12 protein-coding genes and 1 riboswitch are annotated in these 14,343 nt (G+C 34.1%); all 12 genes read right to left on the bottom strand.

Annotation, left to right across the window (positions count from 1 at the left end; translation table 11 throughout):
* Positions 1-15: 15 nt before the first annotated feature.
* The 12 genes from EGX70_RS00750 to pilA all read right to left on the bottom strand — a co-directional run bounded on the left by EGX70_RS00750 (position 16) and on the right by pilA (position 14,181).
* The gene (locus EGX70_RS00750) at positions 16-951 is read right to left on the bottom strand and encodes a manganese-dependent inorganic pyrophosphatase (protein ID WP_000036019.1); all 936 of its coding nucleotides are present in this window, start codon (positions 949-951) and stop codon (positions 16-18) included.
* Positions 952-1,067: 116 nt separating this feature from the next.
* A complete protein-coding gene (gene pflA / locus EGX70_RS00745) occupies positions 1,068-1,856 on the bottom strand; it encodes a pyruvate formate-lyase-activating protein (protein ID WP_000807700.1) in 789 nt (262 codons plus the stop codon).
* Positions 1,857-1,923: 67 nt separating this feature from the next.
* Complete coding sequence (locus EGX70_RS00740) at positions 1,924-3,258, bottom strand: hemolysin family protein (RefSeq protein WP_000389986.1); 1,335 nt, start codon at positions 3,256-3,258, stop codon at positions 1,924-1,926.
* A 179-nt stretch (positions 3,259-3,437) separates the two neighbouring features.
* On the bottom strand, positions 3,438-4,004 hold the full coding sequence (locus EGX70_RS00735; protein ID WP_000596036.1) for a class I SAM-dependent methyltransferase: 567 nt from the start codon (positions 4,002-4,004) through the stop codon (positions 3,438-3,440).
* The gene (locus EGX70_RS00730; protein ID WP_000747791.1) at positions 3,997-4,932 is read right to left on the bottom strand and encodes a TIGR01212 family radical SAM protein; all 936 of its coding nucleotides are present in this window, start codon (positions 4,930-4,932) and stop codon (positions 3,997-3,999) included. Before EGX70_RS00730 ends, EGX70_RS00735 begins: the two co-directional genes overlap by 8 nt.
* Before the next feature lie 92 nt (positions 4,933-5,024).
* Positions 5,025-5,666 carry a phosphatase PAP2 family protein gene (locus EGX70_RS00725; RefSeq protein WP_000952716.1) on the bottom strand — a complete coding sequence of 214 codons (642 nt, stop codon included), beginning with the start codon at positions 5,664-5,666 and terminating at the stop codon, positions 5,025-5,027.
* On the bottom strand, positions 5,647-6,231 hold the full coding sequence (locus tag EGX70_RS00720; protein WP_000185809.1) for an ECF transporter S component: 585 nt from the start codon (positions 6,229-6,231) through the stop codon (positions 5,647-5,649). The genes EGX70_RS00725 and EGX70_RS00720 overlap by 20 nt, the downstream gene beginning before the upstream one ends.
* Positions 6,232-6,299: 68 nt before the next feature.
* Positions 6,300-6,445, bottom strand: a riboswitch (FMN riboswitch).
* Positions 6,446-6,531: 86 nt separating this feature from the next.
* Positions 6,532-7,458: a PI-2a pilus subunit PilC gene (gene pilC, locus EGX70_RS00715; protein ID WP_000723817.1), complete on the bottom strand. Its 927-nt coding sequence runs from the start codon at positions 7,456-7,458 to the stop codon at positions 6,532-6,534.
* Complete coding sequence (gene srtC4 / locus EGX70_RS00710) at positions 7,455-8,339, bottom strand: PI-2a pilus assembly sortase SrtC4 (protein WP_123947833.1); 885 nt, start codon at positions 8,337-8,339, stop codon at positions 7,455-7,457. Before srtC4 ends, pilC begins: the two co-directional genes overlap by 4 nt.
* Complete coding sequence (locus EGX70_RS00705; protein WP_000850674.1) at positions 8,339-9,217, bottom strand: class C sortase; 879 nt, start codon at positions 9,215-9,217, stop codon at positions 8,339-8,341. The genes srtC4 and EGX70_RS00705 overlap by 1 nt, the downstream gene beginning before the upstream one ends.
* A gap of 111 nt (positions 9,218-9,328) precedes the next feature.
* Positions 9,329-11,353, bottom strand: coding sequence for a PI-2a pilus major subunit PilB (gene pilB, locus EGX70_RS00700; RefSeq protein ID WP_123947831.1), 2,025 nt, complete (start codon positions 11,351-11,353; stop codon positions 9,329-9,331).
* 122 nt (positions 11,354-11,475) lie between these two features.
* Positions 11,476-14,181 carry a PI-2a pilus adhesin PilA gene (gene pilA / locus EGX70_RS00695; RefSeq protein ID WP_001233995.1) on the bottom strand — a complete coding sequence of 902 codons (2,706 nt, stop codon included), beginning with the start codon at positions 14,179-14,181 and terminating at the stop codon, positions 11,476-11,478.
* Positions 14,182-14,343 lie beyond the last annotated feature (162 nt).

Genomic DNA, 14,343 nt, shown 5'->3' with positions numbered 1-14,343 from the left:
GTTTTACATGATTAATTAAGCATTGTAGCTTTCTGTCAATTGAGGAACAACTTGTTTTTTGCGTGATACTGCCCCAGCAAGAAAAGCGTGGTTATTTTCAAGTGTAAATTCAAAAGCTGCTTCAACTTTAGCCATATTTGAACCGAGAGCTAAAATCTCTGAATTTGAATTAACAATGTCAGTAATCATCAATACAAAATCAGAATAACCTTCTGTGACAATTGCTTCTTGAATAGCAACTTCAATCTCTTCTTGACGTGCTAAAATATCGTTAATGTCCACAGTATTAACTTGTGCAACACGAACAGCTTCTCCATTTAATTCAAATGTTTTAGCATCAATATCAATCAACTCCGCTGCAGTCTTACTTGAGAGGTTAGTACCTGCTTTAAGCATTTCTAAACCATATTCTTCTAAGTTTACACCTGCAAGCTCTGCTAGTTCTTTTGCAACTGGAATATCTGAAGCATGAGTTGTTGGTGATTTCAAAAGAAGAGTATCTGAAATCAAACCTGATAATAATAAACCAGCCAACTCTTTGGGTACTGATACTCCATTTTCCTTAAACATACGGTAAACAATCGATGATGCTGAGCCAACTGGTTCCAAACGCATATATAACGGATTGGCAGTCTCAAAGTTAGCAACACGATGATGATCAACAACACCATAAACTGTCACATCTTTAATATCAGAAATAGATTGTTGGAATTCGTTATGGTCAGTTAAAATGACTGTCTCTACACCCTCTGCTTTTGCAGATTCTACTACTCGAGGTGCTTGAACACCAAAATAATCTAAAACATATGCTGTTTCTTCATTTGGAGTTCCTAAAGCAACGGCCTCTGTGTCAAGCCCCCAAGCTTCTTTAGCTAGATATGCAAAAGCAACTGATGATCCAATAGCATCTGAATCTGGATTTTGGTGACCAAAGACTAAAATTTTAGACATGTTTTTACCTCTTCTTTTATATTCACCTTATTGTAGCAAAAATTGAATAACTTAGCAAAAAATCTTACTAGGAAGCCCTTTGCAACTAAAAAAGTTGAATAAAATTCAACTTAAAACTAATTTTGAATTCTTTTTAGATATTCTGTATAGGATTCTGTTTTCATGATATCTTTAGCGTTTTTAACACGTTCTGGAGTTGGTGGTTTCACACCAGCTAATGGATACGGAATTCCTAATTCACGCCATTTGAACTCTCCCATGGTATGATAAGGCAATACTTCAAATTTATCGACATTATCAAGTGTTTGGACAAATTCACCCAAACGTTTTAAATGGTCATCGATATCAGTCAATCCGGGAACTAAAACATGACGAATCCATACCGGAGTACCTCTATCAGATAAATATCTAGCAAACTGTAAAATATTTTTGTTAGACTGACGAGTTACAATTTTATGTTGTTCTGGATCAATTTCTTTTAAGTCAAGGAGTACCAAATCAGTAACATCTAACAATTTTTCAAGGATAACATGGTATTCTGGTGTTGCTCGATAAGCAAAACCACAAGTATCTAGCGTCGTATGAATACCTAGTTTCTTAGCCTCAATAAAGAGTGCTGTAATAAAGTCAATTTGCAGCATTGCTTCACCACCTGAAACTGTGATACCTCCATCTTTTCCCCAAAAATGTTTATAACGGAGAGCTTCCTTTAGAACATCCTCAACGGTACGTTCCTTTGAATTGTTAGTTTCCATTTCCCAAGTATCAGGATTATGACAGTATTGACAACGCATTTTACATCCTTGCATAAAAATGATAAAACGAATACCTGGCCCATCCACAGAGCCGAAACTTTCTGTAGAATGGATCATTCCTGTTACTTTTTTATAGTCTATTTCTGCCATTTCATCACCTTGTAACCGTTTTTATGACTTTATTATATCATTTTCATGAAAAAAAGACTAAGTAATCTTAGTCTTTTTCAATATTCTGTTCTATATCAGACAATAGCACCTTCAATTTTGTTATACGACCATCTTTAACTTTATCATTAATCAAAGTGATGTGTTTATCTTTACTGTCTACTTCGTAAGCTACTTTTTCCTCTTGGTTTGGAATACTACCCACACCAGTTAAATAATAACCCGCAATTGTATCAACATCATCACTTTCTAACTCTGTCTCAAAATAATCATTAAATTCATTAAGCGTCATAGTTCCTAGAACAATATAGATATTCTCATCGATTTCCCTGACAAATTGTTCAGCTGTATCTGTTTCATCATCAATTTCGCCGACAATTTCTTCCAATAAATCTTCTAGAGTTACTAAACCAGCAACGCCACCATATTCATCTAGTAAAATGGCCATTTGATTTTGAGTGTTGCGCAATGCTTTTAAAAGATCATCTACAAAAATCGTTTCTGGAACAAAAAGAGGTTCCTGAAGTATTTTTCGCAAGTCGATAGTATCAAAACCAGTTTTAAATCCCGCTTCCAATAAGCGCTTGGTATGTAAAACACCTACAACTCTATCTTTATCGTCATCATAAACAGGGACACGAGAAAAGTTTTGTGATAAAATTCCTTCAATATTTGATTGTGCATCATTGTTGATGTCAATCATGAAAGCATCAGTACGCGGAACCATAACTTCACGCGCCATCATTTCATCTAGCGAGAAAATCCCTTGCAGCATCTCAATTTCTTCAGCATCCAAAGTTTCTTCACTATTCGTCAACATATATTCAATTTCATCACGTGTCATCTTCTCGTCAGCATCATCAAAAGTCATCGGAGTGATTCTACTCAATAAGTTAGTTGAAGCTGAGAGCAACCATACAAAGGGGCTTACTATTTTTCCTAGAAAGATAATAATGGGAGCTGAAACAATTGCTAGACGATCTTTCAAATTCATAGCAATACGCTTAGGATATAATTCTCCTAGAACAATAGAGACATATGTTAAAAAGATTAGCGCAATAATACTCCCTGCTGTACGGGCTGTTGCTGAATTTCCTAGCCACCCTGAAATCACATGTCCTAGTGAGGCAGATAAACTAGCCCCTTGCAAAAGGCTAATAAAAGTAATACCAACTTGAATTGTTGATAAAAAATTATTGGGATTTTCAAGAACGTCCAAAAGACGTCGATACCTTTTGTCCCCTTCTTCAGCTTTCTGTTCTACTTTAGAGCGGTTTAGCGATACTAAAGCCATTTCAGATGCTGAAAAGAAGGCGTTAAATAGGGTTAATATTAATAAAATAACAAATTGTAGTAACAAACTCTGACTGCCAGGGTCTTCCATGGAAAATTACTCCTAAATAAAAATTATTTGAATTTAGCTGATAGCGATTAACTCTACCAACTGTTCTTCTATTAGATAATGCTATCATTATATCATATAATAGCACTGAGCGCATAGTCGATAATATTGTTTACGGCATTTTATAGCAATTATCATTTTAGCTAATTGCCTAAAGATAGTTACACCTCATTTTCATATGATTGTAACTTTTCTACCATAATTAAAAAGGGGGGCGTGTTAACTTGATTGAGTGGTTGATAAAGCATTGTAGCGAAATTATTCTGTGGTAATTGTTCCACGAATGCTATCACCGCATCTTTCTCACTTTTTCCACCATCATGACCATAATAAACCATAAGCGATAGACGTCCACCTACTTCTAAAATATCTAAAACGTTTTTGATTGCCTTGATAGTTGTGTGAGGTTTTGTAATAACTGTTTTATCCGCTGAGGGTAAGTATCCCAGATTAAATATAGCTGCTCTTAAAGGTGTATGAACATACTGTTCCAAATTTTCATGCCCATCCAAGATAAGTTCAGCGTTAGAGATCCCTTGCTCCGTGAGCTTTGCTTTCGTTTTTGCTATTGCTTCTTCTTGAATATCAAATGCATAAACTTTTTTAGAACTTTTCGCTAAAAAAACAGTATCATTCCCATTTCCCATAGTTGCATCAAGCGTTATTGCTTCTTTATCAATAACTTCTGCTAAAAAATCATGAGAAAGATGAATTGGTCTTTTAATCATGTTTTACCTCAACTTTACATCCTTGATATGACTGTCTTTTCTCCATTTCTTTGTCAATGGCATTAAGCACTTCCCATTTATTAAGGCTCCACATCGGTCCAATTAACATATGACGTGGCGCATCACCAGTAATTCGGTGAATAACAATATGTTTTGGAATAATCTCCAGTTGGTCACAAATAATCGAAATATAGTCTTCTTGACTTAACAAACGTAAACGACCTTCATGGTAATCTCTCTGCATTCTTGTATTAGTCATAAGATGCAGAAGGTGTAATTTTATACCCTGAATATCATTATCCGTAACACATCGACGAACATTTTCCACCATCATATCATGTGTCTCCCCTGGGAGACCATTTATTAGGTGAGAAACGATTTCTACTTTAGGAGCTAATTCTCGTATTCTCTTAACAGTTTTTTTGTAAAGGTCATATGAATGTGCTCTATTTATTAATGCAGAAGTTACTTCATAAGTTGTCTGAAGACCTAATTCTAAAGTCACATGCATTCTTTCAGAAAGTTCAGCGAGATAGTATATAGTTTCATCAGGTAAGCAATCCGGCCTTGTTCCGATGTTGATCCCGATAACTCCTGGCTCATTAATAGCCTGTTCGTAACGCTCTTTAATTATCTCTAACTTAGCATGGGTATTGGTAAAATTTTGAAAATAGACTAAGTATTTATTAACCTCAGGCCACTTTCTATGCATGAAATCAATTTCTTTATAGAATTGTTCACGAATAGGAGCTTCTGGAGCAACTATAGCATCCCCTGAACCAGAAACTGTGCAAAAAGTGCACCCTCCTCTAGCAACTGTTCCATCTCTGTTAGGACAGTCAAAACCAGCATCTATAGGTAATTTAAATATTTTTTCTCCAAAGAGTTCTCGATAATAATCATTAATCGCACGATAACGTTTTTTCATAGGATAATTGTATCACAATTTTAACTAAAATAACCTCACTACTACAATAAAACTAAAAAAGATTGGAACTAACTGACGTTCCAATCTTTTATTTACTTCACTTTCTTTAACCAATCCTTGGCTAAAAAGATATACGCAGTTAGATTCAAAATACCATAAGCAAGTATAAAACCAGCTAAAACATCTGTCGGAAAATGAACCCCTAGGTAAATACGAGATAACCCAATTAAAAAAATGAGCAAACCCAAAATACCTTGGTACAACAGTTTCCATATACTCTTAGGCATATAGTACTGCAATAAGATAATAATACTCCCAAATATCATAAATGTTCCCATCGAGTGCCCACTGGGAAACGAATAGCCACCTGCAAATACTAAATGGGTTAAAGTTGGTCTTACTCTTTGAAAAATAAGTTTTAAAGAAAGTATACATATACCAGAGATAATAGCATTTACTGCGATAAATCTAGCTTGAGGATACCACTTCTTAAGGTAACAGAAAGTGACGCTCATAATCGCAATAGCTATCTGGCTTACAGTATTACCAATCACAGTGATTAACTTGAAAAATCTTGTAGAAAGATTTGGCAACTGTCCTCTAACACTTTCTTGAATAGTTTGGTCAAATGAAATTACAGTGTCGGGCCAATATTTGATGACCAATCCTAAACTGAAAAATAAGATAATAGCAATAAATGCTTGAATAAGTTTACTATTTTGACGAGATAACATTAGTCTTTTTATATCTTTCTAATATTGGCAAACAAGCCACGTAAGTTAGATAGAAAACAATCGAAATTAAAATTCCCTCAACGATATTAAATGGAATAACCATTGTTAAAAGGTAATTGCCTACACCAATAAATGTTCTGATATCAAAGTTAGCAAATATAGCATACAAAGGAATCGCAAAGACATAGTTGAGAGCTACCATAGATACGGTCAAGCTAACTGTACCAAATAGACTAGCTTTAATAAAATCTTTTGCACTCTCTCTATTTTTCCAGAAAATAGCGAAACTTGCTAAAAATAAAGCTAGAGCAACCATATTCATCGGTAAACCAATAAACGTTTCTGGACCACGATTAGCAAGTATAACTTTTAAAAGTGATCTTAATAAGAGTACACCATAACTTGATTTCAAATCAAATAAAATAAAAGCAACTAACATCGGAAGGATTGAAAAATCAACCTTTAAAAATTCTGCTCCTGGTATTAATGGAAATGAAACCATCATCAATACAAAAGATAAGGCAGAAAGAATGGCGATTGTCACCATTTTACGTGTATTTGTCATAAAAAAATTCCTCCAATTTAAATAAATTGAAAGAAGCTCCAAAGGTAAGCGTATGTACGCGAAAAAACCTTTGTCTTCTCCCATCCAGACTTTACTGTCGGTTGTGGAATCTCACCACATCAGCTTTCGCTCGCGGACTGATGCTTCACAACTGACAAATAAGTTGGAAGCGATTACCGCCGGTCGGGAATTACACCCTGCCCTGAAGACACCTATAGCATAACAAAAAAAACTTGCAATTGCAAGTTTTTTAATTACTAATTAGTAGTAGTGATTAAAAATCATATTAATACCAAATTACTATACTGTATCGTTTCTTTCAGATTTGCTATTTTTAGTTTTTCTTAAAAAGATAAACAAAATTCCCAAAATAATACAACCAAGAATTGTCAGTCCTCCACCAATAATCATTCCTGTTTTAGGAAGAAATGATTGTGGAAAAAGCGGTTGTGATGGTTTAGGATTTGTTGGTGGAGGAGTTTCTTTTTCGTTTTCTACCTCTACTTCCTGTGTTTTATTAGCAACTACAGCAACTACAGCATCCTTCATAGATATACGGTAACCAGTTAGTGCTTTTGCTTCTCGAAAAATATACTTACCAGGTAATAAACCTTCAACCTCAATTTCTCCCTTATCATCAGTTACTAATGAAGTAATCCCATCTTGATCGGTCGTAAATCGTCCATTTTTAAAGCGAACTGGCTGATTCTGGTTATCGTATAATACAAATATTACTCCGGATAGCCTTTTCTTTATCTTTCCTTCTTTTGTATATTTAATAAGTTTTAATCGGCCTGTTTCAACTTTTCGCTTAGGATTTATCTGTAATTGATTTGATAACTTATCATCTGGTAATTCAATATAAAAAGGTACTATTGTTGAAACGCTTTGATCAGCTTTATAAGCACGACCAAAGTACGAACCATTTGGGAGTGCTATCTTTGTCTGACCATTAGTATCAGTAGGAGAAGTCAAGATACTCTTATACTTCTGGTTCAATTCGCTATCTGTCATTTGGCTCAATAAATCAACTTTTAAGTTGTCAGTCACAGTCCATAAACGATAAGAAATCCCCTCCTCTGTAGTATTTGGCTGAAGTCCTATCTGTGTGATTGTTAGTTGATTAGGGGTATCAGCATTTACACTGGCTACCGAAAAAAACGCTAATTGTACCAATCCTAAAAAGCAACATAGTAGAAGTCCTAAACTTTTTCTAATCTTTTTCATTTTTGATTTCCCTTTCTCTTTCTCTCTTTAAATTTTCGTTTTAAATATAATAGTAAAGCGACTAATATAAGAATAACTAGGATTGATAAGAGGAAATAAAGTTTATAGTGTGTTTGCAATTCTTTCATTAAATAGTTCTTTTCTTTAACAGGAGGTACATACTTGATTCGATGCCCTCTAACTAGTAAACGATGTGAATTAATCGAATAAGGTGTACATGTTAGCAAAGTCGCATAATCCTTACCTTTAACAACCAATAATTTAGAAAAATTATCTGGCTTTACAACACTTATTTGATCAACCTTATAGGCTAAAACTTCTTTGATATTATGAATATAAAAAATTTTTCCTTTTTTAAGTTTATCTAAATCTGTAAATAACTTAGCTTTAGGTAAGCCGCGATGAGCTGTGATAACAGTATGTGAACTTTTTCCACCAATTGGCAAGGAGGTTCCTTCAAGGTGTCCTGCTCCTTTTTCAAGAACACTACTGGTAGTCCCCGCATAGATAGGTAATTTTTGCTTGATAGACGGTATATCAATATATCCAATCATTTCAGCAATCTCAAGCATGTGGGCGTATTCAGCAATACCTTTTTTTCCTTTTTCAGTATAGGGATCTGATAGGCGGCTTGGGTCCAGTGTTCTATTATAAGCTTTTGCTAACTCAAATCGTCTATTAATCTCTTTAGTATTTAATTTTTGGGTTTGATTATCAAAGTTAGTTACTTGATTATTAGCTTTAATATTATAGTACCAATTTGAAATAAAAGGATATGAGGTTATCAAAAGACCAACTAAGAACAATAGTATCAGGCCTACATTCATCCATCGATTTAAAACGACCGATTTCTTAAGGTTTTTCTGAAATTTTCCTCCCATTATGATTCAATTCCTTTTCTAACACTTGCTAAACGATTTTTTTGACGTTGACGTTTTATTAACCAAAGTAACCAAGCAATAATAACTAAAGATATATAGAAAAGATATCTATAAATCGTGTTTAAATGACCTTCTTTCATTAATTTTTCATCAATAAGACCTTTATAAGGAATACGATGTCCCCTTACTAAAAGTCTGTGTGTATTGACCATAATCGGGGTGCAAGTTAATAAGGTTGCATAATCATGTCCAGGAACAACCAACAAATCTGAAAAGTTATCGGGTGTAACGACTTTTATCTGATCTACTTGATATGCTATCGTTTCTTTTATGTTTTGAATATAAAACTTATCTCCTTTTTTTAACTTTTTAAGGTTAGAAAAGAGTTCTTTATCTGGAATTCCTGAGTGCGCTGTTATAACGGTATGTGTGCTATTTCCTCCAATTGGAAGAGAAGTACCTTCTAAATGCCCTGCTCCTTTAGATAGAACTTTTTGACTTGAACCTGCAAATATAGGGAGTTTTTGACCTATCTTAGGAACTGAAATTGTGCCGATTTTTTCACTTACCTCTAACATACGGGCGTACTCTGCTACCCCCTTTTGAATTCGTTTCTTCTCATAAGGATCTTCAAGATGGACATTATTTAAAGAATCATTATAAGCTTGTGCTAGAGTCATACGACGATTGATTTCTTTCTGACTAAGTTTTTTAGCAGCTCTCTCAAAATCCTGTGTTTGATTATTAGATTCTATCGTATAGTAAAAACGTGATACCACTGGATACAATAAAATAGATAGACCTATTAGAAAAAGAATGATAAAAGGAAGATTTGACTTCTTCTTTTTAGTTTTTTTGTTGATATTTTTAGTCTTCACGTCATCTCCTAAATAATGGCTCTTGCTTATGATCTAAGAGTACTTCTACTGAAATACCCTTAGATCATAAGCACAGCTTTAACTGTGCTTATACATCATCAAAGACTAGCCTTAAGCTTCCTCTGATTGACGTTTTTTCATGATAACTACTGCTCCAAGCATAATGCTTAAACCAATAATTGTGAAAAGAATTGTACCAATACCACCTGTTTGTGGGATGGTTACTTTTTTGTTTTGAACTTGTTGGGCATCTTTTTTTACAGAGCCTTTATCATATGCGATGTCAGTTGTAGCCCCTTTGCTATATGATGTGGCAGTTACTTCAAAGTTTACATCACCTGACAATGTCGCATAACCTGCTGGTGCTTGAGTTTCTTCCAAGCCATAAGTGCCTTTATCCAAACCAGTAATTTCAAATTGACCACCGGCGTTAGAGATCAATTTAACAACATTATCAGCCTTTTTATCTGCAACCCATTCATATGAGTAGTTAGCTTTAACAAAAGCGTCATTGTAAGCTTTTGGTTTTTGATCAACAGTAGCCAATGCTGTTTTACCTTCTTGGCCTTCTTGTTTTTCTTTAGTCAAGTCGTTATAAGCTTTAACAGCTTCATCCAATGCTAGTTTAGCAGTTTTTACAGCTGCCTTTGCTTCAGCAGTTGCTGCACCTGCTTTACGTGCCAAGTATTTGCCTTCTTTCTTAACGAGGAAGGTAGCTCCTGCCAAGCGTTCAGTGTTAGCTTGATTTGTTTTCACAAATTTACGTCCATAAGTCACCACTTTTGGTTCTGATGGGTTGATTGGAGTTGGATCATTTGAGTTTTTGTTGTTCTTGATAGTCACAACACCATTTTTAAATGATACGTATTCTGGAGTGTAGCCGCTAACACGTTCGACAACGCGGTAAGTTTTAGCATTATCCAAACCTGTGAAAGTATGTTCAAAGCGTGATGGTTTTGTTGCTTCGTGTGAAGCAACGTTCACCCATGTACCATCCGTTTGTTTTTCTTGCAAGGTAAAGATAGCTTTAACTGCAACATTAGCATCAGTAATTGTACCATCTACTGCCCAGTCTTTAATGACTTTAATTTCTTGGTTAGCTGGAGTACCTTCTTGTGGTTCACTTTCTTCCGTTGGGTTATTACCATAGTCCAATTTAACATCATTGGTTTCTGGAATTTCAACAGTAGTGGAGCCGTTCACCGTAGCTGAGTAAGTGATCTTGATTTCAACATCTTTGTCTTTTGCAGCTGCTGCTACTGCTGCAAGACCTGTTGCATTCAAGGCAAGACGGAAACCTTGGTCATCTGTTACGAGTTTGTAGTTTAAAACAGGAAAATCTTCACCATCCAATGTTACTTTAACGTTGTTGTTGAACGTCAAACCTTTAGTCATGCTATCAGTCCAAACCAGTTTCTTATAGTCTGAGCCTTTAAGAATTTTTGTTCCAACTATGTATTCTTTTTTGTCACCAACTGTCGCTGAGACAACACCTTTGTCTTTTCGGTTGTCAGTATAATCAAGATCTTTATCTGCAAAGTTCTTATCTACTTGTGGTTTTGTTTCAGTATTCTTTGGATAAATGTGAGCATCTTTAACAACACCTTGGTTGTTTACCAATGGCAGAGTGATTTTAACTGGAACTGCTTTTGAATCAGCCAAGATAGAACCGTTGTTATCGTAGTTTGATTTTTCTTTCAATTCAACGATTTGGTAAATTCCTTTTAACTTAGCAGTGTTAAAAACAAAACCATTGTCTTTTGTTAACCCTGAAAGAACAGCACCACCTTCAGCATCTTTAGCTTCCAAAGTATCGACTTCCTTACCATTTTCAGTAATGAATTTTGTACCAGTTTCATTTTTGAAAACAAAGAAAGCACCCTTGATTTCTTTAGCATCGGTTGAGCCAAAATAAGATTTAAGGTCATTAATTTGTTTACCAACATAATCGCTATCATTCTTACCTTTTGTACCTTCAGTAAAGTTATCAAATGCAGCTTGTGGCATGACAATCTTGTGCAAGGTCACAGTATCAGTTGTTGCGTCGTCCGCAAACGCTGGTGCAACTGAGAATAGTGACGTTAAGATCAATAGCAGTGTCGAGAACATTGTAAGACATTTGTTGATTTTTTTCATTTCTATCTCCTTCTTATTCTAGTTAATCAACATAGATAATAATATACGGATTATAATATTACCGCAGCACCACTCCTTTCGAATTATATTTAATTAATTAAGAATACTAAAACACATGATTCTTAATCTTTTTCTCTAGATATATCACTAGATTTCTTATATCTTTTCCAAATATAAATTCCACCTGCAATAGACATCATAGATCCACCTATTAAAATGAAAGATAGAATTCCTTTCCCACCTGTCATCGGAATAATTCCTTTTGGTGGAATATGCGTGTTGGTAATTAAATGCTTGTCACCTTCCTCATGATATTCAGAAATCTGTTTATTAACAGCTATTATATTTTGTATCGATCCTTTAACAACTTCAAAAGTTAAAATTGGTTTATTAGTAATTTTTTGATAATCCTTCGGCGAAACTGCTTCTATTAACTGATATTTGCCATCTTTCAAATCTTTGTAAGAAATTTTGCCGTTTTCTCCCGTCACTACTTTTGAATTATTATTTTTTATTGGTAAATAAAGTTTATAATCTTCATTAAATTCTTGAAGTTCAAACGTAGCTCCTTTGAGAAGCAACTTATTATTATCTTTATCAACTTTTGTAAATTCAATTTCACCTAACTTCTTCTCGTTTTTAATCGTTATTGTAGGATATTCTCTCACATCACGAATTTTAGGGATTGGAAAATCTCTAAGTGTATTAGGATCCTCTGATTTAGGATTCAATGTTGTTCTACCATTAGTGTCATAGAATTTGTTACTTATAAAACTGTCATCTAGTTTCACATCATATGTGAGTGTTACTTTTTGTCCCTCCCCTAAGTTCAAACCTCTAACGTAGAGTTTATTTTTGATGTATTCTAATTTAACCCCTTTAAGTATTCCACCATCATTATTAGGCCCACCAGTTGCAATGCTATCTTTCATTATACTTCCATCATTTCCCTGTAAAGTATAATCACTTGGTTGCAATGTTTGTCCGTTGCCAAGCTGTAAATTGATTTTGTCACCCATAGGATCTTCTATAGTTCCATTAACAATTGAGTTTTCTTTTGTTAAAATCTTTTCAAATTGTTGCTGAATTTTAGATAAAATTTCATTGTTAGATGCATCGGATGAAGTTACTATCGGGGTATAATACTCAGGTTTAGAAGAGAATGACTTCATTAGTTCTGTTATTTCCCCATCTGAAAGTTCAAAAGCTTCCTCTTTCAATTTTTGAAAAGTACCATCTTGATTTTTCTTATAATCCTCATTATAAACTTGTCTAAAACCAGATATATCTATACCAAAATTAAAGATGTCATAATTTTTCTGTTTTAAACTATTTATATAAAGTTTGGTTGGTGTTCCATGTTCTCTTACTGGTCCATTTCGATAAAATGTACCTTTAGGGTAATTAAGATTTAAATCTAAATAATGAAGTTTTTGTAAGTTTCCAGAGATTATCTGTGTTTGATAACTATCTAAGGGAAACAAAAAGTAACTCTCCCCATTTCCTTTTATATCCTCGGGCTTATCAGTAAGTAGAAAATTACTTTTATTTAGATATCCATTTTTTTTCATTTGTTCAAATTGGCTTTCATATGATGCACCCAGTTTAAAATTATTAATAGCATATGATCTCGTAGGAACACCATCAGTTACATGAACAATAATTTTTTGACTATTTCGATTTACTTGACTCAAAATATCATCTGCCTCCATGAAGGCTTTCATAGTAAATGTTTCTCCTACTTTACTAAGATAGTACTCCTTTTGTTGCTCTGGAGTTAATCCATTGGTAGTAGATCCCCACTTAGCTTTAGGAGCTTCTGTCGGAATCCTTTTTATAATCTCTTCAGCATTATTTGTTAATTGTTTATGACTATAATTCTCTGTCTGAATTGTGAACTTAGTTTGAAGGCCATAATATTTATCATCTTCTTTAAATCCTTTTACGACATCTACACTCCTACCATCAAAAATATCTGAACCATAGGTAACTAATGCAACCCTATTATCACTGTTTGCTCCTAAAATATCTTTTACTGCGGTCCCAAGAGCTTCGGCAGCTTTCTTGGCTTTATTATGCCTTTGAAAATTTGGGCCATCGTTATTCATTGAGTTAGAATTATCGAGTACGAAGACAACATCTAACGGCTTTTGTTTGTCCACTGGTTTTACTATGGTTTTTCCACTGACAGTTAACTCAATTTTATATTTATTATGAGCTAAATCACCTACTTCTGAAATACGTTTAGATAATGTTCCCTCTGGAATTTCTCTTATATGCTCACCTTCACTTGAATATGGGTTAACTGCTTTTGCCTCTGACTTTCCATTTGGAACTGAACCTTTAACATGCTCAAGTTTATAAGATTCCTTTGTATCTTCATAAATTCCTGTGGGGGGATACTGCTTATCTAGTTCTTCCTGATTTTGTCCAATTGTGGAATTTTTATCACCACTATTTTGTATCGTAGTTTTTCCATTACTCTCAACCTTAACTTGCCAAGTCTGGTTAGTCTTTTTATAACCTTCGGGCGCTGTTTCTTCTGATAAAGTATAATCTCCAGGTATGAGATTATCAAAAGTAGCTTCACCTGTTAGCTCAGCAGTTACTTTTTCTATTTTACTTTCTGGATGAGCAGTAGTTTTTAAAACAAAGGTAGCTTTTGAAAGTGGTTTGTTCTGGTCATCTGTCTTTTTAACAACTAACTTTCCTTTAGCACCATTTTCCGGTACGGTACTTTCCCCTAAAACATTGGTATTAAGCGGTATTTGCGACAAACAAAAAAGACTTAACGTCAATATTTTAGAAAATTTTTGGTATTTTCTCATTTTACAACTCCTATTGTGCCGAAATGTCGTTTCTAAATCTAAGATCAGATACAGAATATCCTAGAATATACAAACTATCACTTATTATGATATCAATAATTTCTTATTATAAGGTATGGAATTTTAATGTTTTTTCCCAATTTTTGAATAATTTTCCTTTTT

It is taken from the genome of Streptococcus sp. FDAARGOS_522, assembly GCF_003812445.1.
GTDB classification, from domain to species: domain Bacteria; phylum Bacillota; class Bacilli; order Lactobacillales; family Streptococcaceae; genus Streptococcus; species Streptococcus agalactiae.
Note: the sequence above shows the minus strand (reverse complement) of the source record. Positions and strands in the feature narration are given on the sequence as shown.